At 66.5% G+C, this 26,076-nt stretch carries 24 protein-coding genes and 1 pseudogene; 6 read left to right on the plus strand and 19 right to left on the minus strand.

The features are described 5' to 3' along the window. Positions 1-218 precede the first annotated feature (218 nt). From HNP60_RS14970 to HNP60_RS14980, 3 genes are all read left to right on the plus strand, one after another. Positions 219-590 carry a response regulator gene (locus HNP60_RS14970; RefSeq protein ID WP_148276619.1) on the plus strand — a complete coding sequence of 124 codons (372 nt, stop codon included), beginning with the start codon at positions 219-221 and terminating at the stop codon, positions 588-590. An 84-nt stretch (positions 591-674) separates the two neighbouring features. Continuing rightward, positions 675-947, plus strand: coding sequence for a hypothetical protein (locus HNP60_RS14975; protein WP_184155294.1), 273 nt, complete (start codon positions 675-677; stop codon positions 945-947). 124 nt (positions 948-1,071) lie between these two features. Further along, entirely contained in the window at positions 1,072-1,692 is a 621-nt protein-coding gene (locus HNP60_RS14980) for a class I SAM-dependent methyltransferase (protein WP_184155296.1), read from the plus strand. A gap of 106 nt (positions 1,693-1,798) precedes the next feature. Here HNP60_RS14980 and HNP60_RS14985 read toward each other — a convergent pair whose 3' ends face one another. Continuing rightward, positions 1,799-3,127 (minus strand): M28 family peptidase, encoded by a 1,329-nt coding sequence (locus HNP60_RS14985; RefSeq protein ID WP_184155299.1) that lies wholly within the window; start codon positions 3,125-3,127, stop codon positions 1,799-1,801. On the opposite strand from HNP60_RS14985, the gene HNP60_RS14990 reads away from it, so the two are divergent. The 3 genes from HNP60_RS14990 (at position 3,126) to queA (ending at position 5,144) form a co-directional block, all read left to right on the plus strand. After that, entirely contained in the window at positions 3,126-3,278 is a 153-nt protein-coding gene (locus tag HNP60_RS14990) for a hypothetical protein (protein ID WP_184155301.1), read from the plus strand. The two genes, HNP60_RS14985 and HNP60_RS14990, sit on opposite strands and share 2 nt — an antisense overlap. 123 nt (positions 3,279-3,401) lie before the next feature. Further along, on the plus strand, positions 3,402-4,040 hold the full coding sequence (locus HNP60_RS14995; RefSeq protein ID WP_184155304.1) for a DedA family protein: 639 nt from the start codon (positions 3,402-3,404) through the stop codon (positions 4,038-4,040). Between the two features lie 72 nt (positions 4,041-4,112). After that, a complete protein-coding gene (gene queA / locus HNP60_RS15000; RefSeq protein WP_184155307.1) occupies positions 4,113-5,144 on the plus strand; it encodes a tRNA preQ1(34) S-adenosylmethionine ribosyltransferase-isomerase QueA in 1,032 nt (343 codons plus the stop codon). Positions 5,145-5,168: 24 nt separating this feature from the next. Here queA and HNP60_RS15005 read toward each other — a convergent pair whose 3' ends face one another. The 18 genes and pseudogenes from HNP60_RS15005 to HNP60_RS15090 all read right to left on the minus strand — a co-directional run bounded on the left by HNP60_RS15005 (position 5,169) and on the right by HNP60_RS15090 (position 25,746). Next, complete coding sequence (locus HNP60_RS15005) at positions 5,169-5,567, minus strand: DUF1489 domain-containing protein (protein ID WP_184155310.1); 399 nt, start codon at positions 5,565-5,567, stop codon at positions 5,169-5,171. A 505-nt stretch (positions 5,568-6,072) separates the two neighbouring features. Continuing rightward, on the minus strand, positions 6,073-7,614 hold the full coding sequence (locus HNP60_RS15010) for an alkaline phosphatase D family protein (RefSeq protein WP_338056727.1): 1,542 nt from the start codon (positions 7,612-7,614) through the stop codon (positions 6,073-6,075). A gap of 138 nt (positions 7,615-7,752) precedes the next feature. After that, a complete protein-coding gene (locus tag HNP60_RS15015; RefSeq protein WP_184155313.1) occupies positions 7,753-10,290 on the minus strand; it encodes a TonB-dependent receptor in 2,538 nt (845 codons plus the stop codon). 236 nt (positions 10,291-10,526) lie between these two features. Then, on the minus strand, positions 10,527-10,736 hold the full coding sequence (locus HNP60_RS15020; protein WP_014077406.1) for a hypothetical protein: 210 nt from the start codon (positions 10,734-10,736) through the stop codon (positions 10,527-10,529). Positions 10,737-11,223: 487 nt separating this feature from the next. Further along, complete coding sequence (locus HNP60_RS15025; RefSeq protein ID WP_184155316.1) at positions 11,224-11,430, minus strand: cold-shock protein; 207 nt, start codon at positions 11,428-11,430, stop codon at positions 11,224-11,226. Positions 11,431-11,689: 259 nt separating this feature from the next. Continuing rightward, entirely contained in the window at positions 11,690-13,048 is a 1,359-nt protein-coding gene (locus tag HNP60_RS15030) for a dicarboxylate/amino acid:cation symporter (protein ID WP_184155319.1), read from the minus strand. 122 nt (positions 13,049-13,170) lie between these two features. After that, a complete protein-coding gene (locus HNP60_RS15035; RefSeq protein WP_184155322.1) occupies positions 13,171-14,205 on the minus strand; it encodes a copper resistance protein B in 1,035 nt (344 codons plus the stop codon). Beyond that, positions 14,202-16,112 carry a copper resistance system multicopper oxidase gene (locus HNP60_RS15040; protein WP_184155325.1) on the minus strand — a complete coding sequence of 637 codons (1,911 nt, stop codon included), beginning with the start codon at positions 16,110-16,112 and terminating at the stop codon, positions 14,202-14,204. The genes HNP60_RS15035 and HNP60_RS15040 overlap by 4 nt, the downstream gene beginning before the upstream one ends. A 50-nt stretch (positions 16,113-16,162) precedes the next feature. Next, entirely contained in the window at positions 16,163-16,726 is a 564-nt protein-coding gene (locus HNP60_RS15045; protein ID WP_184155328.1) for a sigma-70 family RNA polymerase sigma factor, read from the minus strand. Continuing rightward, entirely contained in the window at positions 16,723-17,163 is a 441-nt protein-coding gene (locus HNP60_RS15050) for a periplasmic heavy metal sensor (RefSeq protein WP_184155331.1), read from the minus strand. Before HNP60_RS15050 ends, HNP60_RS15045 begins: the two co-directional genes overlap by 4 nt. Continuing rightward, positions 17,160-17,432 (minus strand): hypothetical protein, encoded by a 273-nt coding sequence (locus HNP60_RS15055; RefSeq protein ID WP_184155333.1) that lies wholly within the window; start codon positions 17,430-17,432, stop codon positions 17,160-17,162. Before HNP60_RS15055 ends, HNP60_RS15050 begins: the two co-directional genes overlap by 4 nt. A 124-nt stretch (positions 17,433-17,556) precedes the next feature. Continuing rightward, entirely contained in the window at positions 17,557-18,240 is a 684-nt protein-coding gene (locus HNP60_RS15060) for a response regulator transcription factor (RefSeq protein WP_184155336.1), read from the minus strand. Continuing rightward, a pseudogene (locus HNP60_RS15065) lies at positions 18,237-20,911 on the minus strand (DUF4118 domain-containing protein). The gene HNP60_RS15060 and the pseudogene HNP60_RS15065 overlap by 4 nt, the downstream one beginning before the upstream one ends. Next, the gene (gene kdpC, locus HNP60_RS15070; RefSeq protein ID WP_184155339.1) at positions 20,908-21,507 is read right to left on the minus strand and encodes a potassium-transporting ATPase subunit KdpC; all 600 of its coding nucleotides are present in this window, start codon (positions 21,505-21,507) and stop codon (positions 20,908-20,910) included. The pseudogene HNP60_RS15065 and the gene kdpC overlap by 4 nt, the downstream one beginning before the upstream one ends. Before the next feature lie 11 nt (positions 21,508-21,518). Beyond that, entirely contained in the window at positions 21,519-23,534 is a 2,016-nt protein-coding gene (gene kdpB / locus HNP60_RS15075) for a potassium-transporting ATPase subunit KdpB (RefSeq protein ID WP_184155342.1), read from the minus strand. Between the two features lie 12 nt (positions 23,535-23,546). Next, positions 23,547-25,250 carry a potassium-transporting ATPase subunit KdpA gene (gene kdpA, locus HNP60_RS15080; protein ID WP_184155346.1) on the minus strand — a complete coding sequence of 568 codons (1,704 nt, stop codon included), beginning with the start codon at positions 25,248-25,250 and terminating at the stop codon, positions 23,547-23,549. Positions 25,251-25,265: 15 nt separating this feature from the next. Then, positions 25,266-25,355 carry a K(+)-transporting ATPase subunit F gene (kdpF, locus tag HNP60_RS15085; protein ID WP_014077421.1) on the minus strand — a complete coding sequence of 30 codons (90 nt, stop codon included), beginning with the start codon at positions 25,353-25,355 and terminating at the stop codon, positions 25,266-25,268. 112 nt (positions 25,356-25,467) lie between these two features. Then, the gene (locus HNP60_RS15090) at positions 25,468-25,746 is read right to left on the minus strand and encodes a hypothetical protein (protein ID WP_184155348.1); all 279 of its coding nucleotides are present in this window, start codon (positions 25,744-25,746) and stop codon (positions 25,468-25,470) included. Between the last annotated feature and the right edge of the window lie 330 nt (positions 25,747-26,076).

Here is a 26,076-nt window from a genome sequence, read left to right on the forward strand (position 1 = left end):
CTTCTCCCACTCGGCCCGCAGTCGGCGCGGAAGACCCCTCCCCACCCCTATCCAGACTCCTTGCCCCGCCCTTGCCGGTCCGCGTCCGCGCGTTGATCGCTCGCGGATCATGGGCCGGCTGATAGGCGGCCGCGCCGGTCGCGGAACCATTTATAAACGCGATCTCCCTATCGTCCGGTCAGAAGGCCGGCAGGATGGCCAGCAACGGAAGGCGGTCCATGCCGACAACACGGATTTTGACGGTCGACGACAGCAGGAGCATGCGCGCGTTGCTGCGCATGACGCTGGCCGGCAATGGCTTTGAAGTGATCGAAGCCGAGGATGGCCAGGCAGCCCTCGACTGGCTCGAGGACCATGACGTCGATCTCATCATCACCGACATCAACATGCCGCGACTCGACGGCTTCGGGCTGATCGGGCGGCTGCGCGAGGAACGCCGGCGCCATGTCGGCCGTCCCATCCTCGTGCTCACCACGGAAGCATCGGACGAGAAGCGGGCGCTGGCGCGCGCCGCCGGTGCGACAGGCTGGATCGTCAAGCCCTTCGATCCCGAGCGGCTGATCGCGGCCGTGCGGCATGTCGTGCACTGAGACCGACGTCGACCGCGGCACATGGCATCCCGTTCCCCTGCTCCCCTGCCCCTCCCTGAACGCGCCCAGCCGTCCGAGCCGTTCATGCGCGGCCTCATCGCGGATGAGCTGGACCGTATCCGACTCGTGATCGAGGATTTCGGCGTCCAGCTCTGCGGCGACCCGGTTGTCGTGCGCAGCCATTTCAGCGTTCTCCAGGCGATCGACGAGCTGTGCCAGAGGCATGAGAATCTGGCGCGCATGCTGCGTTCGGACGACATGGTGCGGGAGACGGCGGGGATCACGCTCGAATCGCTGCGCGCCCGCTTGTCGGCGAGGCTTGCCGATGCCCGGGATGACATCCACCGGCCAGATTGACCGCAAGCGAGCGTGGCTTTCGGAGCGCGGCGGCGGGCAAAGTGCATGTCCTGCATCTTGCCTCTTTTCATGACCCCGGCCTGCTCTTAGTGTGACGGTCTCGTGAACGCCTGTGTGAGGGGCAATGGCCACCAAGGGATCTGTGCTGACGGAGCGCCGCACAAGCGCCAGCGACTATATTAAGTTTCTCCATGCCTGGATTCGCAAGCCCCGGCAGACGGCGTCGATCGTGCCGAGCAGCCCCTATCTGGGCCGGATGATGGCGTCCCAGATCGATCCGCAAGGCGGACCGGTCATCGAGTTCGGGGGCGGCACGGGCGCGCTCACGCGGCAGATTCTGGCCACTGGCCTGCCCAGCGACCAGCTCGAGGTGGTGGAGATCAACGAGACGCTGGCGCGCAACCTGCGCCGGAGCCTTCACGGCGTGCGGGTGATCGAGGCGCCGGCCCAGTCCGTCCTGGCGGAAGCAGCGGGCGGCGCGGGCGGCTATCAGTGCGTCATCAGCGGCCTGCCGCTGCTGGCCATGAGCAAGTCGCTGCAGCATGCCATCGTCGCCGAGGCGTTCCGGTTGCTCAGGCCCGGCGGCGCTTTCATCCAGTTCACTTATTCGCCGCGCCCGCCCCTCGCGGAGAGCGTGGCCGATGCGCTCGATCTCGGCGTGGAACGCATCGGGACGATCGTGCGGAATGTGCCGCCGGCCACCGTCTTCCGCTATCGCCGCGCGGCAGACATCGCGCAGGACTGAGCCGGTTCGGCCACGGGGCCAGATGCCCCGCGCCACATGATCTGACCGACGCCGGCAATGCGCCACCCCGCAGACACTGCCCGTTACGGGGGAGCCAGCCCGCGCCTTATTCGGCCGCGATCGGGCCGGGCTCGTTGGCTACGATGGACAGCACCTGCGTCCAGGCCTCGACATTCTGCTCCAGCAGCGCCGGGTCGACCTTGTCGAGTGTGTCATCCGCCGTGTGGTGAAGATTGAAATAGTCCGTGCCGTCCTGCGCCAGGTCGATCACCGCCAGCTTCTGCTTCGCGATGATGGCGCCCACATCGGCACCGCCGCCCGCCATGTCACGCCCCGTCACGATGCCCATCGCGGCGAGCGTGGCGGATATGCGCTCGGCCATAGGCTTGTTCTGGGCCCCGAGTTTCATCTCCACCTTCCAGATGCGCCCGGCGCCGAAATCGCTTTCCATGGCCAGCGCATGGGGCTCGCTGCCATGTTTCTCCGCATAAGCCGCGCCGCCGAACACGCCGATTTCCTCCGAGCCCGCCCAGAGCACGCGGATGGTGCGCAGCGCCTTCCCGTCCCGCTGCGCGCGCAGCGCCGCATCGGTGACGATGGCGCAACCCGCCCCATCATCGATGGCGCCCGTGCCGATGTCCCAGCTGTCAAGATGGCAGGCGACGAGGATCGGCGGCAGCGAGGGATCGCGCCCGACCAGATCGGCGACGACATTGCCGGACGGCAGGTTCTCCGTGGTCCGGCCGGTGAGCATGAGCGAAAGCCGCATCGGCTTGCCCTGCTTCGCCACGCGGGCAATGAGATCGGCATCGGGATTGGACACGGCGCCGGCGGGAATGGCCGTGACGCCCTCGGGAAAGGTCGTGACGCCCGTGTGAGGCACGCGATGGCTGTCCGTTCCGACCGAGCGGATCACCGTGCCTATGGCGCCCTTCTGCGCGGCCAGAGCCGGCCCCTGCCGCCGCGCGGCGCCGAACGGACCATAGCCGCTTCCATCCTGATTGGCTTTCATGGCGTGATCGATGAAGGCGATCTTGCCCGCAAGCGACCCGGCCGGCGCGGCGCGCAGCGCATCCATTGTCGGGAAATAGACCAGTTCCGCCTCGATGCCCTTGTCCGGCGTCGTCCCGCTATAGCCGAGCGCCGTGATCGCCAGCGGCTGCTCATAAGGCGCGGTGAGGCGCGCGCGGTCCTCTCCGCGCACATAGCTGCGCACCGTGAAGGGCTCGATGGCGACATTGGAAAAGCCCAGCTTGCGCAGCCTCGCGGCAGCCCAGTCCCGCGCCCGCGCCTCGGCCGGGGAACCGGCAAGGCGCGGTCCTATCTCTGTCGTGAGGCCGGCCACGATGTCCCACGAGACCGTCTGCGGTTCGGCCGAGGCCATCGATGCGGGGAGAAGAGCGGAAAGCGCCGCGGCGCGCAGGAAAATAGCCATGACGCATCTGTTAGCAAGGGACGCGGCGGATGCAAATGCCGGGACGCGCGAGGGCTGGCGATGTGCGTTCCCGCAGCGACATGCCGGCGATCCGGGGGGGCCGGAAGGCGCGGTCCTGCGCCATGCCCGGTTCATCCACGAACCGGCATGAACTGCCGAACCCGGCCAGACGTGAAAGTTGGGTTCCCTTATCGGCCGCGTCCGGATAACCGGGCGGCTCTCCCCGGCGCCGACCCGGAACAATAGTGCAAGGATATCGGTTCAAGCGATAATCATGACGGACTTACCCGCTCTCCTCCTCGACTTCATCGTTCGTCACGCGGCCTGGGCAGGGCCGATCGTCGGCGTCCTCGCGTTCCTGGAGTCGCTCGTGATCATCGGCCTTTTCATCCCCGCCATCGCCACGATGATCGCGGTCGGCGGGCTGATCGGGGCCGGAATCATCGAACCGGTCCCCGTGATTGTCCTGGGGATTGTGGGCGCGATTCTCGGCGATTGGGTATCTTATGCGCTTGGCCGTGCCATGGGGCCGGCCATTTACAGCCATCGCTGGCTGCGGGGCCATCGCATCGCCTTTGCCCGCGCCAGACTGTTCTTCCGCCGCTTCGGTTTCCTCGCCGTCCTGCTCGGCCGCTTCCTCGGCCCGGTCCGCGCGACGGTGCCGGTCGTCGCGGGCGTGCTCAGGATGCCGCAGATTTCCTTTCAGGCCGCCAATGCGCTGTCGGGCCTGATCTGGGTGCCGGGGCTGATGCTGCCGGGTTATCTGGCGGGCACGCAGGCGGCCGCGATGGGCTTCGAGGTCGAGTATCTTCTGCCGCTCGCGGTCGCTCTCTGCCTGGTTCCGCTGGCCGGCGGCTGGATCGCGATCAAGCTGTTCAGCCGTCCGCGTCAACGGGAGAGTCGCCGGCCATAGGGGGGAGCGCTTCCGCCGGCCTTGCGGCCGCCCCTGTTCAACGGCGCCGATGACGGATAAGGGCCCTGCCCCATGCGTGTCGACCTTTTCGATTTCGATCTTCCCAGCGAGCGGATCGCTCTGCGCCCGGCATCGCCCCGCGACGCGGCGCGCATGATGGTGGTCGCGGGCAGCCAGATCGACGACCGGGGCGTGCGCGATCTGCCGGCCCTGCTGCGCAAGGGCGACTGCCTTGTCTTCAACGACACGCGCGTCATCCCCGCCCAGCTCGAAGGACGGCGAGGCGAGGCGAAAGTAGGCGTCACGCTCCACAAGCGCCTTGGCCCGCGGGACTGGCAAGTGTTCGTGCGCAATGCCAAGCGCGTACGCCCCGGCGATCTCATCGATTTCGCGGCAGGCGTTCAGGCGCGCGCGGGCGAGCGGGACACCGATGGCGGCATGACACTCGCCTTTCTCGGCGAGGAACCCGTGGAACTGCTACTGGAGCGCGCGGGCCAGATGCCGCTGCCGCCCTATATCGCCAGCAAGCGCCCGACCGATGCGCGGGATCAGGACGATTATCAGACGATGTTCGCGCGGGAGGCCGGCGCCGTCGCCGCCCCCACGGCCGCGCTGCACTTCACGCCCTCCCTCATGGATGCGCTGGCCGGGGCGGGCATCGCGCACGAGACGCTGACGCTGCATGTCGGCGCGGGGACTTTCCTGCCGGTCAAGGCGGACGACACCAGCGATCATCGCATGCATGCCGAATGGGGCCGGATCGATGCCGCCACGGCCGATCGGCTGAACGCGGTGCGCGCGCACGGCGGCCGACTGATCGCCGTGGGCACGACGAGCCTGCGCCTTCTGGAGAGCGCCACGGACGAGCAGGGCACCATCCGCCCGTTCGCCGACGAGACGCGGATCTTCATCACGCCGGGCTATCGCTTTCGCGCGGTGGATGGGCTCATGACCAATTTCCACCTGCCGCGCTCGACTCTGTTCATGCTGGTCAGCGCTCTCATGGGGATGGAGACGATGCAGGCTGCTTATGCCCATGCCATCGCCCAGGGCTATCGTTTCTACAGCTACGGGGATGCGAGCCTGCTGCTCCCCGCGCGGTGAACCGAGCGGGAGACCGCGCTAGCGCTACAGAAGCCCCAGCCGGCCCAGTTCGGCCGCCACGCCCTCGGGAAGCGAGTCGCCGTCATGCGCGGCATCCAGATCGGGCGGAACATCCTCCTCGGCCAGATAGCGCCAACCCTGATGCGCGCGCTTGGGTCTCGGAACCACGGCGATCAGGGTCGGCGCGAGGCGTATCCAGTGCTTGCCGTCGGGCCGCTCGGCGAAACCCAGAATAGGGCTGCGTCCCACCAGATGATGGCCGAGAATCCAGTAGAGCGATCCCCCTTCCATCTCCGCATGCCGCTTGGGCAGATACCGCGTCGTGAGCCGCGCTTCTCCCGTCCCGGCATGGCTTTCCAGCCAGGCGCGCAGCGTATCGGCACTTTCCGACTGAAAGGCGATTTTCGTCATGTGCAGGGGCATGGCGCCGCTTTAGCCAAGCCGCGCCGTCAACTCCACTGCCGCTTGACGGTCGCGGCGGCGGGAAGAATGCGCGTGCATGGACCGGCCGGAATGTCCCGAGGCTCTTCATTCGAAAGACGATCAGTCCGGAGGTAGCCCCTTGTGTCGCAAGGCCCTTTCGTCTGCGGGGATGGAGGACACCGAAGCCCCCGCTTTTCCCCTGTCCTACACCCCCTCCGTCATGGCAGCCGTGCCGGACGCCTCCCTCCGGAAACAGAAGCAGGCAAGGCACGGCTCTTTCTCATTGAAGGACCTTCATCGTCCGTCAGGTCATGCAGTCCTGCCGGAACAGGTGCTGATGTCCGCCTCGTCGAAAGTTGAGGGAAGCGGAAGATGACACGGACGTGTCGTCATCTTTATAAACTTCCAGGCCGCAGCGCCCTGTTGGACGGGCATGGTCGGGCCGTCGTTGAGCCGTCCGCCAGCGCTGGAGCCGAAGGCGTCCGTAGGACAATGTCGATCCGCCCTACCCTCCCTCGGCGCTTGTCGAAGCCCGCTCCAGCGTCCGGGGTTGCGCCGCTGCCGCGACTTCGAAGCGCGCCAGCAGACGCGCTTCATAATCCCGCGCAAAGATGGTCGACATTGCGACATAATCGGCCACTGCCGTCTCGCGCGTCAGCCGGAGCAGGATGTAACCCTTGGCCCGCTGGTCGCAGAAGGCGACTTCCGGACTGGACCGCGCGAGGAAGTCGCCGAGTGGCAGTTGCGGGATCGCGTCGCCCACGGAGGGGCTGCTGATGCCGCTGGTTCCGAACTCCACCGCGACCGGCTTTCCCTGCCGATCGGCAAGAGCGTTCGCCCAGAAGGCATGGCTGTCGCCCGAGAGTATCAGCGGCTGTGATCCGGCACGCCGGAAGCTGTCATAGAGCCGCTCCCGCGCCCCGGGATAGCCGTCCCACGCGTCGAGATTGAACGGCAGTCCGGCCCGATAGCCTGCCTGTGCGGCCTCCACCTGCGCGCGCGTGCCCGCGTCCAGTCCCCCGATGGCACCCGCTGCACGCTCCGCCCCGAGCAGGGCCGCAAGGTCCGGACCGTTCACACGGGCCATCACCACCTGATTGCCGATCAGTTGCCAGGGCACGCCTGCCGCCACCGATGCCGCGAGTTCCCGTTCGAGCCAGGCGCGCTGGGGCTCGCCAAGCAATTCGCGATCCGGACGGTTGCGCTCGGCAAGCACAGCGGCGATGTCTTCGGCAGCCGGCGTCGCGCCCTTGAAACCGGCCTGTTCCGATCGCGCCAGCAAGCGCGTCTCGACCATCGCGAGAGTCGCCAGATCACCGAAGGCGAAACTGCGATTGATCGCGTCCCATGGCGCCCCGGGGGCAGGATCGCGGATCGGCATCCATTCGAAATAGGCCTGCATGGCAGCGGCCTTGCGGTCCGCCCACTGGCCCTCGCGCTCCGGCTGATGATTCTCCGCACCGTGCAGCCACGCATCATTGGCGGTCTCATGATCGTCCCACACACAGATGAAGGCCGCGCGGGCATGAGCCGCCTGGAGCGCCGGGTCGCTCTTGTACTGCGCGTGGCGCATGCGATAGTCGGCCAGCGTCACGATCTCGTGCGGCGGTTCGACGGAGCGGCCGATCTTGCTGCCGATCGCGGCGCCATAACCCTCCGCGCCATATTCATAGATATAGTCGCCCAGATGGATGACCGCATCCAGCCGATCGAGCCGCGCGACCGAATCCCAGGCATTGAAGAACCCGCCGGGAAAGAGCTGGCAGCTCGCGACAGCGAGAACGAGGTCCGCCGTCTCGCCTGCCGGCAATGTGCGGAACCGGCCCACTGGCGAACGCGTGCCGTCCGCCAGCTCGAACCAGTAGACATAGTCCCGCCCCGCCTTGAGGCGGCGCGGCTGGACCTTCACCGTGAAATCGCGCGCGGGCCTTGCTGCGGCGGACCCGTGCTCGATCGGTTTTCCCTCCGGCGTGGCGGCGACGAACCACCGGACGGGGACGGCCCCGACATGATCCGGATCGCCCGGCGTCACGCGCGTCCACAGCACTGCCCCGTCTCGCGAGGGATCGCCGCTGGCGACGCCGTGGCGGAAGGATGCGTTCCCGGGGCCCTGCGCGCGCGCGGGCCGCGACGGGGAGGATAGCGCCCGAGCCGAACAGGCCGAGCGCGCGGCGACGATCGACCTTCACCGGGCACCTCCGAAGCGGAAGCCAAGCGCAACGCCATAGAAGCGCGGCGCGCCCGCGATGAAGGTCGGCAGGCCGAGGCTGTCCCCCGTATTACCCGCGTCCATGATGTATGCCTTGTCGAAGAGATTCTCCACGAAGGCTTCGACCCGCCAGCCGCCATCCCGCGATTCATAGCCGAGCCGTGCGTTCACGAGCGCATAGCCGTCCTGATATTCGTCCTGGATATTGTCGGCGACCAGGGCCGCGGGGGGCTGCTGGAGGTCCGGCCGGTCATTGTCGTCATCGAAGAATATCTTCGATTGCACCGTCACGCTCGGGGAGAAGCTGACCCGTCCTGGTCCGGCCGGCACGGAGACGATCGCGCCAAGCGATGCACTGTGATCCGGATTGAGGCGGAACCGGTTGTCTTCCCGCACGCCCGTCTTGAACCGTCCATGGCTGTAGGCATAAGTCGCGAACAGGCTGAGCACGTCGTTGGGCATCCAGCGGACCTGCCCCTCGAAGCCGTAGCTTTCCGCCCTGCCCGCATTGGTGGTGATGAACTGCGTGCCCTGCTGCTCGGTGGTCTGGAAATTCTCATACTGGTAGAAGAACACCGCGCCGTCCACGAAGAGGCTCCGGTCGAGCAACGCCGCTTTGGCGCCAAGCTCGAAGCTGTCCACCGTCTCGGACGGAAGAACCGGGAAGGTCACCGCGCCGAATGGTGCGCCGGGTCCCCGGGGCGAAAGGATCTCGGGCCGGCGCCCGCGCGCATAGGTCGCATAGATGCTGCTATCGTCGTTGGGCAGGTAGCGGGCGGTCAGGCGCCAGGAAAATCCGCCATTCTTGTGCGTCGCTTCCACCATCTCGCCATTGCCGGCCGTGGGCTGGGCGCCCAGGCCGAAGAGCGGCACCGGATAGGCTGCCGAAGGCGGGATGGTCGCCGCCCCGGGCACGGCCAGCGCCTGCAGCAGGGCTGTGCGCGTGGCCGCCGGCTGCGACAGCGCACCAATGAAGCCGCCCACGATGGAACGGCCATTCAGCACGGACGCGGTATAACCGCTGCGCTTGTCGTCATGCGTGTAGCGCAGACCCGCGCCTAGCTCGAAGCGTTCGGAGACCCGCATGGTCACGTCGCCGAACAGATCGAAGGCATTGGTGCGAGCAGTGTTCGTGCTGGTTTCCAGATGAGCGCTCTTGAGATTGGCGGCAATCGCCTGCGCCTGCGCGGAAGAGAGCGCGACGCCATAAGCGCCCGCCACGCCCTGGAGCAGCATGCCGGTGAAGGCGGGATTGGCGAACAGGGCAGCCGGCGCCGGGTCGGTTGCAGCCCTGCCCGGAATCGCGCCGCCCCCGTTCAGCGCGCCCGCGAGCCGTGCCAGCACCATGCGCTCGTCGAACTGGGCCGGTCCGCGCTGCGAGCCATCCTCATGGAAATAGCTTGCACCCACGAAGGCCGTGAGCGGTCCTTGCGCGAAGGCAAGCCGCAGTTCCTGGCTGAACTGCTTGCCCTCGGCGCCTTCCGCGGCGGTCAGGATCGGAAGCGAAAGGCCGTCCGCGTCGAAAATCTCGAGGGACTCGAACCGCCGATAGGCCGTGATGGACGTGAGCGTGAAGCGGTCGTCCAGTTCCAGATTGGCAAGGCCGGTTACGCTCCACACCTCCCGGTCGAGCCCGAGGGGCTTGCCGCCCTCGAATCCTCCTGCTCCCGCGACCAGCGCCGCGCCGCTGTTGCGTCCACGGTCGCCGATCACCGCGCCGGTGGCCGGGTCCGTCGGATTATAGGCGATGGACTTGAAGGACGTCCCGGCCGGACGGTCCTTCTGATAATTGCCGATGAGATCGAACGTCAGCTTGCCGGCTTCCGCGTGCAGGGCGCCGCGAATGGCCTTGGTGTCCGCTGAATTGAAGTCCTCGCCACCCAGCAGATTCTCGACATAGCCGTCGCGCTGGCGGACACGGCCGGCGATACGGATCGCGACATTGTCGCCGATCGGCGCATTGACCATCGCCTCGCCGATGAAGCTCTCGTAATTGCCGTAGGACAGGGCGGCGGCGCCCTCGATACGGCCGAGTTTCGCCTTGTTCTGGATGATGTTGACGGCGCCGGTCAGCGCGCCGCGGCCGTAAAGCGTCGATTGCGGACCTTTGGCCACCTCGACGCGCTCGATGTCGAACAGCTCGACATAGGAACCGCGCGATTTCGATATGGAGACGCCGTCCTGGAACACGGAGACGCGCGGCTCGTTTGTCGCCGCGCCACTATCGGACGTGATGCCGCGCATGACGAAGCCGGGATTGTTGGGCGACTGGTTCTGCACCACGAAGCCGGGCACGAAGCGCGACAGCTTGTCCAGCTCCTGAAGGCCGAACCGGTCCAGTTCGTCCGCGCCGATGGCAGTGAGCGCCATGGGAACGGCGATCGGATCCTGCTCGCGCAGCTGCGCGGTAACGATGATCATGTCGGCATCGGCTGGCTCAGCCTCCGCACGGGCCTGCGTGGCTACAAGTGTCGAGAGGCTGGCGCCAGCCAGCGCGAGAATCCGGAAGTTCATGCGACTTGTCCCCTTTCTTTGGCAGGGGCGCTAGGCGCGATCCGTGAAACATCGGTGACAGGTGCGAGACACGCAAATGACAGGTCGCGCCAACGCGTTCATGCCCGCACAAGTCGAGCATGAACGCGTTGATAATCGAGTGATTTTGCTCCGCCGGCGCGCCTGACTATATCAGCAAATGCGCGCGGTTGGCGCGCATGCGGATGGGCGGGGAAGCGTCGGGGACGCGACCCGCGTCACCCCATGCCCGCTTCGTCCAGCCTGCGCTCTTTCTCCAGAGCGTCATGCTGCTTCTGGGCTTCGACCCGAATCAGGCGATCCGCCATGGCCTGCCAGGCCGCTTCGGCGCGCAAGCAGCGCTCCTTCACATTGACGAGATCGCTTTCGCGAGCGGCTTTGGCGCTTTCAGCGGCCCGGGAAAGATAGAAGTCGACGGTGGCGGACATGTGAGCGCTCCTTGCTGCCGGTTATTCGGCCTCGCTCAGTCGATCATCTCGGCAACGAGGTCCCGCAGCACATGGCGGGGCAAGATCGAAAGGTGCGGCTGATGACGCGAATGGTGCGGCCGCCGGCTGAACGCCGGTGCTGGCCGATGGGTAATCTGAAATTTCTTCTGCATTTTGATCCTCGGAGCCGTTTCCTTGAACGACCCTCTTTATTGGTATGGAACACCCCTTCAGGGGGTGGAAGGCGCCGGCAGGTCCGCTGGACCGCGCCCGGCGCGCGCTCGTCGGGGATAAGGTTCTCCGTGGAGCGCGGGAGCGGCGAGATCGTCCGGTTCACACCGGGAAATAATCGCCGATCGCCATTCGAACGAGGCAGCCGCGCCAGTCGGCAGCGCTGCGCCCGATCTGCTTGTGATCGCGACCGGAGGGACGGACAACCGCCCATCCGGCCGTAAATTTTTGCCGGGCTAGTGCCTCGGCGCCAAGCTCAGACGTTTTCGAGCTGGGTCGCGGAGAAACGTCCGCGCTGGTCCTTCTGGACCTGATAGCTCAGACGCTGATCCTTGTTGAGCGTGGCCATGCCGGCCTGCTCGACGGCGCTGATGTGCACGAAGCTGTCATCGCCGCCTTCGTCGGGCGAGATGAAGCCATAGCCTTTTTCGGTATTGAAGAATTTTACGGTGCCGATGGGCATGGAATTATTCCTTTGCATAGGAAGAAACCCGTCAGAACCCATGTCCTGACGGCGCTGGTCGAGTGTCAAAGGAAGAATCCGCGCTTCTCGCGTCAAAATCCGTCGCAGGCGACGATAGCAGGGTCAAGATGGGCCCTCCGACGCGGAAAGTCAATGTCAGGGCTCGCATCGGCGCTCCACGCCGGCGATTTGCGGCCAAAGGGACGGGGTTTGCGCGCGGTTCGGCGAGACTGGAAGGCTATGTGCTGATGACCCGCTTTCATCCTTTGGCGGAACTGTTCCCATCGCCCACCATATCGTCGGCGAGTTCCAGACCCGCCCTTCCATCGGCTGCGGTGTGGGCGGGGGCTTTGGGGTGGGCGACGTACTCGGGCTCTTCCACCTCCAGCATGCCTTCCCATTTCGTCACCACCGATGTCGCGATGGCATTGCCCAGCACATTGGTCGCGGTGCGGCCCATGTCCATGAAGTGATCGACCGCGAGGATGAACGCGATGCCTTCGACCGGCAGGTTGAACTGCCCCAGTGTCGCGGCGACCACCACCAGGCTCGCCCGCGGCACCGCGGCGATCCCCTTGCTCGTCACCATCAGCACCAGCAGGATGGTGATCTGCGTGAGGATGGGGAGATCGATGCCATAGGCCTGCGCGATGAAGATCGTCGCAAAGCTCGCATACATCATCGAGCCGTCGAGATTGAAGCTGTAGCCCAGCGGCAGCACGAAGCTGTAGATGCGGCGCGGCACGCCGAACCGGTCGAGCTGCTCCAGCATCTTGGGATAGGCCGCTTCCGAGGACGCGGTGGAGAAGGCCAGCAGCACCGGCTCGCGTACATAGCGCAGCAGCGTGAGGATGCGCCGCCCCAGGAAGAAGGCGCCGGCCAGGATCAGCAGCCCCCACAGGAGGAACAGCGCGATGTAGAACTCGCCGACCAGCTCGCCATAGGTCAGCAGCACGCCGGGCCCTTCCCGCGTGATCGAAGCCGCCAGCGCGCCGAACACCGCGATCGGCGAGACCCGCATCACATAGCCGGTCACCTGCAGCATCAGCTCGACCAGCGATTCCACCAGCGTGACGATCGGCTTGCCCTTCTCCCCGATCGCGGTGAGCGCCACCCCGACGAACAGCGAGAAGACCACGATCTGGAGGATCTGGTTGTCCGCCATGGCCTGCACCATGGATGTGGGGAAGATGTGCAGGATGAAATCGCGCAGGTTGAGCCCGCCGGTCTCGATGCCCATGCCGCCGGCCGCACCGGCCTCCGCCGCCGTGCGCGTGAGGTTGAGCCCCTCCCCCGGCGCCAGCAGGTTCACCATCACAAGGCCCAGGCCGATCGAGATCAGGCTGGCGACCAGGAACCAGCCGATCGCCCGTCCCCCGATCCGCCCCAGTGCCGCGCTGTCCCCCATATGCGCGATCCCTGCCACCAGCGTCGAGAACACCAGCGGCGCAATGATCATCTTGATGAGATGCAGGAACACGTCCGCCGGCAGATGGAGATAGCCCGCTACCCGACCCGACAGCTCCGCATTCTCCCCAAACGCAAAATGCGCCCCCGTCCCGGCCGCCACGCCGAGCACCATGCCCATGATGATATAACGCGTAAGGCGCGGTGCCATGCCTGTCTTCCCGTCAGCCAGAAGTAACGCGCGGCCTTAAACGACCGCGCGCCCGGTGCAAATGAATCAATTGCCGGTCAGTCCGCGCCGAGGCCCGCGCCGACGGGTTGTCGCCTGCGCCCTCAGAACCAGATGCGCAGGCCCGCGACGAAGCTCGTCGAAGTCGCCGCCTCGCCGTCCGCACGCGCCAGGCGCGCGGTCCGGCCGATCCTCGCTTCATGGGAGAGCCCGACATAAGGGGCGAACTGGCGGGTGATCTCATAGCGCAGTCGCAAGCCGGCTTCCGCGCTGCTGAAGCCAGCACCGATGCGATTCTCCGGGATGTCCTGAGCGGCGATGTCGAGCTCGGCCCGGGGCTGAAGCACAAGCCGCTGCGTGATGCGCTGATCATAATAGCCACTGAGCCGACCAAGCAGATCCCCCTTGTCCGACAGGAACAGGGCGCCTTCGATCTCGAACCAGTAAGGCGCGAGGCCTTCAAACCCGACCACCGCATAGCTGCGCGAGGGACCGGGCTCGAAATCGTGGCGCACGCCGGCCTGAAGATTGAAATAAGGGCCGATCGCGCGACTGTAGAGCGCCTGGACCTCCGCCGCCTCGACGCACCCTTGGAACAGCCCTTCGCCTTCGGCCTTGACCGTCAGCCGGTTGATGTCGCCTCCGAACCAGGCTTCGCCGTCCCAATGATAGCCATCCCGCCCTTTCCGCGCCCGATATTCGGCCAGGTTCAGCATCAGGGTGGCAATCGTCTGCCCGCCGCTCTCGCGCATCATCATGTGGCGCGCATGCGCCATTTCCGCTGGGGGGAACTGGCGATCGGCATAGTGGTCCACGGGCGGTCTTGGCGCCGGTGCATTGCCCGCGGGCTGGTTGGTGCCGACCGGCTCATCCGGGGACATGGCCGACATATCGTGCCCGGCATGGGCGGACGGCGCATCCTGGCCGTGCATCTTCCCATGCTCATGGGGCGGTTCGGGTTGCGCCGGCTTGTCGGGGGTGGTGTGATGGGGCTGGTGGCCCATGTCATGCCCGGCATGATCGCTGGCCGGCGGTGACGACATGCCGGGCATGTCGTGCTTGCTGTGATCCTGCGCAAAGACGGGTGACGCCAGCGCAAGCGCGACGGCGACCGGCAGGTGCATGGCGAGGCGCGTCATGCCGCCTCTCCCCGTGGCCGCACGCTCAGGATGCGCATCATGCCTGCCGCCATGTGATAGAGCAGATGGCAATGGAATGCCCAGTCGCCGACGGCATCGGCCGTGAAGTCCCAGGTCACGATGCCGCCCGGCTGCACGATCACGGTGTGCTTGCGGGGCGCGTAATCGCCATGGCCGGTCACCAGCTCGAAGAAATGGCCATGGATATGGATCGGATGGGCCATCATGCTGTCGTTGATGAGCTTCACCCGCACCCGTTCGCCTTCCGTGAAGGGGATCGGTTCATGCACGTCCGACATCTTCTCGCCGTCGAACGACCACATGAAGCGCTCCATGTTGCCGGTGAGGTGAATGTCGATGCTGCGGGAGGGGGCCCGAACGTCCGGATTGCGATCCAGCGCCATCAGGTCTCGATAGACCAGCACCTTGTGACCGACATCGGCGAGGCCCTGGCCGGGCTCGCCGGTCCGATCGACCGGCATGGGCGAGATCGTCTGCACGCCCGGCCCGCGCTTGACCTGCGGCGCATTGGCGAAGTCGCGCATGCTCATCGCGCTCATGTCATGGCCCGCCATCGCATCCCCATGATCCATCGTGCCGTGTCCCATCGTGCCGTGGTCCATCGCGCCATGACCCATCGCGCCATGATCCATTGGGGGATGCGCCATCGCAGAATGGTCCATGCCGGCATGATCCGGGGTCGATGCCTGCACCGGCGTGCTCCTGTCCGCCGTGGCCAGCTTGCGCGACGCATTTTGCTCCGCGCTCGGATCGACGCCGCGCGGCTTCGTCTCGCCGCCCATGTCCATGCCCATGTCCTTCATGGTGGCCAGCGGGCGCTCGCGCAGCGCCGGGACCGGCGCCACCATGCCGATGCGCGGCGCCAGCGTGGCGCGGGCCATGCCCGAGCGGTCCACTGCCTCGCCGACCAGCGTGAAGGCCTTGTCCTCGTCAGGCGTAACGATGACATCGTAGGTCTCGGCGACACCCATCTGAAACTCATCGACGTCCACCGGCATCACATTCTGGCCGTCTGCCTGGACGATCGTCAGCACCAGCCCCGGAATGCGCACGTTGAAGGTCGTCATCGCCGAGGCGTTGATGATGCGCAGGCGCACCCGCTGGCCCGGCGTGAACAGCGCGGTCCAGTTGTCGGCCGGGCCATGGCCGTTCACGAGATAGGTATAAGCGGCGCCAGTCGTGTCCGAGATGTCGGCGGGGTCCATGCGCATCGCGCCCCAGGCGAGCCGGTCCTTGAGGGTCTGGTCGCGCTTGCTCAGGAGCCCGGAGAGTGTCTGGCGCTGGAAATTGAAGTGGCCGGGATTGATCTTCATGCGGCGGAAGATCGTCTCCGGCGCAAGCTGGCTGTGATCGGACAGCACGATGACATGCTCGCGGTCGGCCCGGATCGGATCGGCGCCGGCAGGATCGATCACGATCGGGCCATAAAGGCCCAGCTGTTCCTGGAATCCCGAATGGCTGTGATACCAGTAGGTCCCGCTCTGCCGGACCGGAAACTCGTAAAGATAGCTCGAGCGCGGCTTGATGCCGGGGAAAGAGACGCCCGGCACGCCGTCATGCTCCGGCGGGACGAGCAGGCCGTGCCAGTGTATGGAACTCTCTTCATCGAGATCATTGAACACGTTGAGCCGGATGGTCTGCCCTTCCCGCAGACGGATCAGCGGCGCCGGCACCGTTCCGTTGATCCCGATCGCGGCCGAACGCCGACCGTCGATCGTCATCGTCTGCCGCGCGATGCGCAGCGTGATGTCATCCCCGGAAAGCGCCGGGAGCCCTTCGGAAACCGGCTGGGCCCAGGCGGGCATCCACGCGGCGAGCGCGGCCGTGCCGCCGGCTGCCCCCAGGCCGCGCAGCATGGTGCGGCGATCGATTGTCGAGAAGGTCATGAAAGATCCGATTCTGCTGTCCGGGCTTCATCCTCTACGCAGCCACGCGATCAACCCCTCAACTTTTCCTCCAGCTTTCTGCGCGCGCGATAGAGGCGCGTCTCGACGGCCTTGTTGCTGATGCCAAGGGTCTGGGCCGTCTCGGTTTCGCTCAGACCCTCGATCGTGCGCAGGACGAGCACATCCTTAAGGCCGGCCGGCAGCGCGGCGATCGCGGCCATGGTCCGCGCCAGTTCTCGCCGCCCCGCGAGCAGCACGTCGCTGCGGGGCGCCGGGTCCACGACATCCAGCCCCTCCTCGATCGGCCGCGCAAAGGTGAAGAAGCGACGCACCGCGCGCCGCCGCGACCAGTCGCGCGCCTTGTTGACGGCTATCTTCATGATCCAGGCACGGAAGGATCGCTCCCCGTCATAGCGGGCCAGTGCGTTGAAAGCGGCGATGAAGGTCTGCTGCGTCAGGTCGATAGCTGCGTCGCCGTCACCCGTCAGGCTGCGCAGCAGTCGAAAGACGCTGTCCTGATGCCGGCGCATGATTTCGCTGTAGGCTGCCTGGCGCTTGCCGAGCGCAAGTGACGCCAGCTCGCCATCCGAACAGGCGGCAAGATCGAGGCTCACCGGTCCTTGGCCGTGAGCGCCTTGACTACCGCCGCATCGAACTTTGCCGCCTGTTCGGGCGTGAGCACGGCGCGCATCGCGAAGATATGCTCCAGCGTCTCCTTCTGGAGCTGGCCCATGGCCTGATGCGAACGATCCACCGCCGCGGCGACGGCAGGCCCATAGCCATGTTCGCGCTCGATCGCTTCGGCAAGCCGCGCATTGTCCGCGCGCAGCTCGAGCTCCAGGGCATGCTTGCGCACCGCAAAGCGGCTTTCGATTGCTTCCATCCGGGCATGCTGGCGCGCATCGAGATCGAGGCCGCGATGAAGCAGCGCGTGTAGCTCGCTTTCGACGGGGGCCTGTCGGGAGATGAGCGCACGGCCCACGAAGGCGCCCGAGACGGCCGCGACAAACACGATCGCCACAATCAGGATCAGGCGCCGCAGGTCATTCATCGGGCCGTCACCAGAAGCGACGAGGGAGCGAGCGCAGGTGCCATTCCGAAGGGCGCAACGGACGACGAAGGCGCCCCGCCGCCGGGAATGATCGCACCCAGCGCGCCCATCACCAGCGCGAGGCCCGTCACGGCACCGATGAAGCCGCCCGACAGCGGGGCGCTGCGCCGGGGTCGCGCAATGGCGTCCAGCACGGCGCTTTCCATTCCCGCCAGCCGCGGATCGGCAGGCAAGTCCCTGAGTTGCCGCAAGGCTGCATCGATATCCATCGTCATCACTCCACCGCCTGCACGCCTATACGCATCCCGGCGCAAAAGCCCTCAAGGGCAATTTTCGACAACCACGGCAAAGGCAGTTCCGAAGCCCAGGAGATGAGATGATATCGCCATGGGATCAGCGGGTCAGCCGATAGCCCACGCCGGGCTCGTTGCGAATGAAGGATGTCTCGATCCGGTCGTCCTGAAGTTTCTTGCGAACCCCGCGCGCTGCGACGCGCAGATACTCGACATCCCGCTCATGCCCGGGACCCCAGACATTGCGGAGCAACTGCAGGTGCGTCACCACGCGCCCCGGATGCTTGGCAAGTTCAGCCAGGAAGCCGAATTCCTTGGGCGTGAGATGCACTTCTTCCCCTGCCCGGCGAACGAGGCGCGCCGCCAGATCGATCTCGATGTCGCCAATCTGCACCAGCGGCGCCTCGGCCTCCGCTGACAGCCGATGCCGGAGCGCCGTGCGGATGCGCGCCAGCACTTCCTCCGTGTCGAACGGCTTGGTCACATAATCGTCCGCGCCAAGGTCCAGCGCCGCGACCTTCTGGTCGGTCGCGTCGCGCGCGGAAATGACGAGCACGGCGGCGCCGGCCCGTTTGATCAGCGGCACGAGTTCGAGGCCGTCACGGTCGGGCAAGCCAAGATCGAGCAGGACCGCATCCGGCTTGTCGATCTGGAGCGCGGCCAGGGACTCGCGCGCGGACCCGGCTTCGACGATCCGGTAGCCGGCGCGCGTCAGCGCCGTGCCCAGCAGCCTTCGGATGGCCGGCTCGTCGTCGGTGACGAGGATCTTCGCGCCGGGGGTCATTCGCCACGCGCCCCTTTCAGCAATATGGCTTCCGGCATGAAGAGGTCGAAGCGGGCGCCGCTTCGGTCTGCTCGGTTCATGGCATGCACCTCGATTCCCATGGCTTCCGCGAAGCCCTTGACGATCGCGAGACCGAGCCCGGTGCCGCCCTTCCGGTCCGAGCCTTCGATGCGCGCGAAGGTCTCGAAGATGCGGCGTTCCTCTCCGGAGGGAAAGCCCGCTCCTTCATCCAGCACCGAGAGGGCCAGTCCCGTGGCCGAGCGGCGGGCGGTGATGGTGACCGGGGTATCCGGGGCCCCATATTTGGCCGCATTGTCGATGAGATTGATGAGGCAATGGTGGAACAGCCGGGGATCGACCCGCACGAAAGGCAGGTCGGGCGACACGTCGAGTTCGACCTCGCGTCCCCGCAGCACGGCGCGCATGTCGTGGACGGCCGCTACCACCGCCTCGGCCAGGTCGACCGCCTCGACCGACTGGAGCAATGCCCCGGTCTCGATCCGCACCATATCGAGCAGATTGTCGACGAAACGGTTGAGGCGCTCCGCTTCGCCCCGCATTTCGCCGAGCTGGCGGCGCTGCTCGTCCGTTGCCGGCTGCATCTCGCCCAGCATGCCCAGGATGGTGGTGAGCGGCGTGCGCAGATCGTGACTCACGGAGGACAGCAGGGCCGCGCGAAGCCGGTCACGCTCCTTCAGCTGGGTGATGCTCGCCATCTCGCCCTCCAGGGCGATCCGCTCCAGCGCGAGGGCGGCCTGATCGAGCAGGCTCAGCAGCAGCGGCAGCCGGTCCGACCGGATCGGCGTGCCCGCATCCGGCCGCGCGATGCCGAACACGCCGAGCACCCGCCCCCCTGCCGCAAGCGGATGGAACAGCCATTCCGATGCCGTCAGCGTATCGGACCCACGTCCGGCCGGCTGATTATGGTCGAAGACCCAGCGCGAGGCGGCCAGTTCGATCGTTTCCAGCCGCGCATCGGGCGGGACGGCGGCGCGCAGCACCAGCTCGTCTTCTTCCGGCAGCAGCAGCAGCGTGTGCACGCCAAGCAGCCGGCCCACCTCTCCGCAGAGCAGCCGGGCGAGCTCCTCGGCATTGCTGACCGCTGTGAGCTGGCGGGCGAAACCGGCGAGCGAGCTGTTCTGCGCAGCGCTGCGCTGGGCGAGCGGGCCTGATCGCGGGCACGGGCCGCAAGCTGGCTCGAAACCACCGCGACGCCAAGCAGCACGAGAACCGTCAGGATGTTCTGGGGATCCTGAATCGTGAAGGTATGGGTCGGGGGAATGAAGAAGAAATTATAGGCAAGCGATGCGACCAGGCTGCACACGATCCCGAGCCGCAGACCGTATCGGGACGCCGCGATCATGACCGGCAACAGGAACAGCAGGCCGACATTGGCGATGCTTGCGGCCGTAAAAACGACTTCGCCGACCAGCGTGACCAGCGCGATCAGGCCGAACGAAATCACATAATCGGCGGGCCGCCCCCACTGCGCCTTCTTTCGCCCGGTTGGCGCTGCGACCGGAGCTTGCTCCTCCATCGGCAGGACATGCACGGTGATCCCGGGCGTCTCGCGCACCAGTCGATCGACCACCGAGCCGTGGCGCAACTCGAACCAGCGTGAGCGCTGGGACTTGCCGACGATCAACTGGGTGGCACGCGCTTCCGCCGCGAAGCGGATCACGCCGTCCACCACAGTCTCTGCCGGCACGGTGGCCACCTGCGCGCCGAGCTGGCTCGCCAGATGCAGTGTCGCGGCCAGCCGCGCATTGTCCGCGTCGCCCAGCTGACTGGATCGTGGCGTCTCGATATGCACCACGGTCCAGGGACCGCGCAGCGCATCGGCAATGCGCTTTGCGGCCCGGACGAGCTCGGCGGCGCCGCTCTGCTCGCTGACGGCCACCACGATGCGCTCGCCGGCGGCCCAGTTTCCCGCCAAGGCGTGGGCGCGCAGATAATCGAGCATCTCGGCATCCACCGCCTGGGCCGCGCGGCGCAGGGCAAGCTCGCGCAGCGCGGTCAGATTGGATTTGGAGAAATAGTTGCCGAGCGCCCGTGTCGCTTCCGCCGGAACATAGACCTTTCCCTGCTTCAGCCGCTCGATGAGCTCGTCCGGCGGGATGTCGATCACCTCGATGTCGGCATTCTCGATCACCCGGTCAGGCAGCGTCTCGCGCACCCGCACCCGGGTGAAGGACGCGACGACATCGTTGAGGCTCTCGAGATGCTGGACATTGACGGTCGAATAGACCTCGATGCCGGCGGCCAGCAGTTCCTCCACGTCCTGGTAGCGCTTGTCGTGACGGCTTCCGGGCGCATTCGTGTGGGCCAGCTCGTCCACGAGCACCAGCTGCGGGCGCCGGGCGAGAATGGCGTCCACATCCATCTCGGAGAGAGTGCGGCCCTGATAATCGACAGGACGCCGGGCGATGACCTCGAGCCCGTGAACCAGCGCCTCCGTCTCGGCCCGGCCGTGAGTCTCCACCACGCCGATGACCACATCGGTGCCCTCGCGCTTGCGCGCCACAGCTTCGGTCAGCATCTCGTAGGTCTTGCCCACCCCTGGCGCTGCGCCGAGGAAGACCTTGAGACGGCCGCGGCCCTCCTGCGCGGCCTGGCGCAGAAGGGCCTCCGGATTGGGGCGCAGATCCTCGGGGGGCGGCTGGGAGCTCACGGAGCCTTGTTAGCGGTTTCCGCCGTCAATGTATCGAGCGACCGATTGAGCAGCAGCACGTTGACGCGCGGTTCGCCCAGAAAGCCCAGCAGGGGATGTTCGACCCCGTCGGCGATAAGCGCGCGAACCCGCGCGACGTCCAGTCCGCGCGCGTTCGCCACGCGATCGGCCTGGAACAAGGCCGCCTCGGGGCTGATGTGGGGATCCAGCCCCGAGGCGGAGGTCGTCACCAGATCGGCAGGAGGAACAGGAACGTCTGGTGATGTGGCGTATCCGGCCAGATCCGCCTTCACGCGGTCGTGCAGCGCCTGGCTGGTCGGGCCGAGGTTCGAGCCATAGCTGTTGTCGGCCTCATAGCCTGCGCCGGCGGCGGACGGCCGGGGATGAAAATAGCGATCATTGCTGAAGCCCTGTGCGATCAACTGCGAGCCGATGATCCGTCCGTCCTCGCGGATCAGGCTGCCATTGGCCTGAGCAGGGAAGACGAGCTGGCCGATGCCGGTCAGAAGCGCCGGATAGCCGAGCCCCAGCAACAGCGCGAAAAGCAGCGTCATGACGATGGCGGGCCGCAGGGCGGACGTGATTTCCTTGAGCATGGATGATCTCCTCAGGCGAGGCCGAGCCCGGCGACCGCGAGGTCGATGAGCTTGATGCCGATGAAGGGCGCGACGAGGCCGCCGAGGCCATAGACCGCGAGGTTGCGCGCCAGCAGGGGACCGGCCCCCATCGGGCGATAGCGGACGCCTTTCAGCGCCAGCGGAACAAGCAGCGGAATGATGAGGGCATTGAAGATGATTGCCGAGAGGATCGCGCTGTTCGGGCTTGCAAGACCCATGATGTTGAGCACGCCTAGCCCCGGATAGAGGACCACGAACATCGCGGGAATGATCGCGAAATATTTGGCGACGTCGTTGGCGACGGAGAAGGTGGTGAGCGCGCCGCGCGTCATCAGCAATTGCTTGCCCAGGCCCACGATCTCGATGAGCTTGGTGGGATCGCTGTCGAGATCCACCATGTTGCCGGCCTCGCGCGCGGCCTGCGTGCCGGTGTTCATGGCGACGCCGACATCGGCCTGCGCCAGCGCGGGCGCGTCATTGGTGCCGTCACCGCACATCGCCACCAGCCGCCCGCCCTGCTGCTCCTTGCGGATGAGGGCGAGCTTGTCCTCGGGCGTGGCTTCGGCGAGGAAATCGTCGACCCCAGCCTCGGCGGCAATGGACGCGGCAGTGAGCGGATTGTCGCCGGTGATCATGACGGTGCGGATGCCCATGCGGCGCAGTTCCGCAAAGCGCTCACGCACCCCGGCCTTGATCACGTCCTTGAGCGCCACCGCGCAGAGGATGCGACCATCGCGCACAACGGCAAGCGGCGTCATGCCCGCGCGCGCGATCTCGTCCGTGATGCGACGCAACTCACTGGCCGGGGGGCTGCTGCCCGCGCCCGGATTGGCCCGGAAGACCGAATCGACCGCGCCCTTCTGGATGAGCGAGCCCTCGATCTGGACGCCCGAGATGCGGGTCTGCGCCGTGAAGGGAATGACCTCGGCGCCCGCCGGGAGTGCGGCCTGCATCGCTCCGAAGCGCTCGCGGGCCAGCGCGATTACCGAGCGGCCTTCCGGCGTCTCGTCCGCCAGACTGGCAAGCAGCGCCGCTTCGGCCAGATCGGAGACGGGCACGCCCGTCACGGGACGGAAATCGCTCGCCTGGCGGTCGCCGATCGTGATCGTGCCCGTCTTGTCGAGCAGCAGCACATCGACGTCGCCAGCCGCCTCGACCGCGCGGCCGGACTTGGCGAGCACGTTGAAGCGTACGAGGCGGTCCATGCCGGCGATGCCGATGGCCGAGAGCAGCGCCGCGATGGTGGTGGGAATGAGCGTGATGAGCAGCGCCGCAAGGATGGCGACGGGGATCTCGCCGCCTGCATAGGCGGCAAAGCCGGGGATCGTCGCCACCGCGATCAGGAAGATGATCGTCAGCCCGACGAGCAGGATGGTGAGCGCGATCTCGTTGGGCGTCTTCTGCCGTTCGGCGCCTTCCACCAGCGCGATCATGCGGTCGAGGAAGCCCTGGCCTGGCTCCTGGGTGACGCGGACCTTGATCTGGTCGGAGATGACGCGGGTGCCCGCAGTCACGGCCGAGCGATCACCGCCGGCCTCGCGGATCACCGGTGCACTCTCGCCGGTGATCGCCGCCTCGTTGACCGATGCCACGCCCTCGATCACTTCTCCGTCGGCGGGGATGAGGTCATTGGCTTCGACCAGCACGATGTCACCGCGCCTGAGCTGCGAGGCGGGAATGGTCTTCCCGTCCGGCAGGCGCGCGGTCAGCTCGGACTTGGTCGCGCGCAGCGAAGCGGCCTGTGCCCGCCCCCGGCCTTCGGCGAACGCCTCGGCAAAGGTACCGAACAGCACGGTGAGCCAGAGCCATGCAATGAGCTGGAGCTGGAAGCCGAGCGGCAGTGTTCCGCCGCCGACCGCGAGCAGCACGGTGAGCAGCGCCGCGACGACGGCGGTGGTGAACAGCACGGGGTTCTTCACGAGCGCGCGCGGAGCGAGCTTCCTGAATGCGTCGCCGATCGCCGGAACGATGAGCTTGGCGGAAAAGATGGAGGATGCGCTTGTCATGGCTGTCTGCCTTCAGAAAAGCTGGCCGCGCACCATCGCGAGATGATCCGCGATGGGGCCGAGCGCGAGGCTGGGGAGGAATGTGAGGCCGCCCACGATCAGGATGATGGCGAGGAGCAGGCCGACCCACAGGGCGCCCGTGGTCGGGAACGAGCCTGCGGTTTCCGGTGTGTTCTTCTTCGCGGCGAGACTGCCGGCGATCGCCAGCACCGGCACGATCACGAAGAAGCGACCGATCCACATGGCCATGCCGAGCAGGCCGTTATACCAGGGCGTGCCCGAGGTGATGCCCGCAAACGCCGAGCCATTGTTGCCCGTCGCGGAGCTGAACGCATAGAGGATCTCGGAAAAACCGTGCGGCCCCTTGTTGAGCGGCCCGGCGAGGCCCTGCGGCATGACGGCGGACAGGGCCGTGAAACCCAGGATGCAGAGCGGCAGGACCGCGATGGCGAGCACCGCCAGCTTCACTTCGCTGCCCTCGATCTTCTTGCCGACATATTCCGGCGTGCGCCCGACCATGAGGCCGGCGACGAACACGGCCAGCAGGGCGAACAGCAGGAAGCCGTAGATGCCCGCGCCCACGCCGCCGACGACGATCTCGCCGAGCTGGATGTTGAACATGGGGATCATGCCGCCCAGTGCCGTGAAGCTGTCATGCATGGCATTGACCGCGCCGCAGCTCGCCGCCGTGGTGATGACGGCAAACAGCGCGGAGGCGGCGATGCCGAAGCGGACTTCCTTGCCTTCCAGATTGCCGCCCGCGAGACCGAGCTGGTGGAGCACGGGGTTGCCGACCGCTTCCTGCCAGTAGACGATGCCGACCCCGGCGAGGAACAGCGCCATCATGGCCGCAAGGATCGCCCAGCCCTGGCGCGTGTTGCCCACCGCCTTGCCGAAGCACCAGGTCAGGCCGACGCCGATCGAGAAGATCGAGAGCATCTGCACCAGATTGGTGAGCGCCGTCGGGTTCTCGAACGGGTGGGCGCTGTTCGCATTGAAGAAGCCGCCGCCATTGGTGCCGAGCATCTTGATCGCTTCCTGGGAGGCGACGGGCCCGACGACGATGTGCTGCGTGGCGCCTTCGAGCGTGGTCGCGTCCAATATGCTCGCGAAGGTCTGCGGGACACCGCTGGCGATCAGGAAGAGCGCATAGACGATGCAGATCGGCAGCAGCAGGTACAGCGTCACGCGCGTCATGTCGGCCCAGAAATTGCCGATCGTGGCAGATTGCCGCCGCGCGAATCCCCGAAACAGGGCGAAGGCGATGGCGATACCGGCCGCCGCCGAGAGGAAGTTGTGGAGAGCGAGGCCGAGCATCTGCGAGAGATTGGAAAGAGCGACTTCGCCTGAATACCACTGCCAGTTGGTGTTGGTCGTGAAGCTGATCGCGGTGTTGAAAGCCCCGTCGGCACCGATGCCGGCGAGACCGCGCGGGTTCATCGGCAGCACGCCCTGCAGGCGCAGCACGGCATAAGTGAAGAGCAGCGCGACAAGCTGGAAGAGCAGCATGTGCAGGGCGTAACGGCGCCAGCTCTGCTCGGCCTGCGGGTCGATGCGGGCCAGAGCGTAGAAGCCGCGCTCGATGGGGCCGAAGACCATATGCAACGGCGTGCGGCGCCCCTCATAGAGCGCGAACAGCCACAGCCCCATCGGCTTGGCGATCGCCACGATGAGGGCGGTGAAGACGAGGATGAGGATCCAGCCCTGAACGGTCATGGGCGCATCTCCCTTCTAGAAGCGTTCAGGCCGCACGAGGACGGCCACGAGATAGATGAGCAGGCCGAGCGCTGTCGCGCCGGCAAGGGCGAGCTGGATGGTCATGCCGCCCTCCTCACGCGTTGCCGCACAGGCGCGCGAAGGCCAGGGTCAGCAGAAACAGGCCCGCCAGCACGGCGAGCCAGATGATGTCGTTCATGTCGGTTATCCTCCTGGATCATGGCACAATGCGTGCGTGGCGCGCGGGCAGGTCGACGAGGCGGAACAGGCCCGGCCCCTCGACGAGGAAGGACCAGCCGACACTCCAGCCAGTGGCGGCGCCAAGCGCCAGGGCGAACTCGATGGCGTCGGGCTGATGATGCGCCGGAGGCCGGTGCACCACATGGTAGAGACAGAGGGTCGACAGCGCGCACAGGGCGAGCATGAACAGGCCGAAGCCACGCAGCGCGATCTCGGCCGCCAACCAGCGTTCACCGCTCTGGAGGCGTTGCATCATCCGGCCCATGGCCTTGCTCCGGCGCATGATTGCGCCCCGCCGATGTGGCGGAGGGAGCGGTTAAGGTTCCACGGGGAATTGCGGCGCGGGCATAAGGATTGCGTAAAGTCGGGGATGCAAGCCCACGGCGCCAGAAGACGGCGTCCCTTCCCGACTGAGGATAGCGCCCGAAGGGCAGGATTGCCGATATGCTGGCCAGCGACAGTGGCCGTTTACGCTTACGCCCCTTTCAGCAAGTTCGGCAAGCTGGACAAAACTCTTCGCCGGAATGGTTCGCCCTGAGGAAAGCATCGTGCTGTCCCGCGATTCTCCGACCGGAAGGACTATCAA

This window comes from Sphingobium lignivorans, assembly GCF_014203955.1.
GTDB classification, from domain to species: Bacteria; Pseudomonadota; Alphaproteobacteria; order Sphingomonadales; family Sphingomonadaceae; genus Sphingobium; species Sphingobium lignivorans.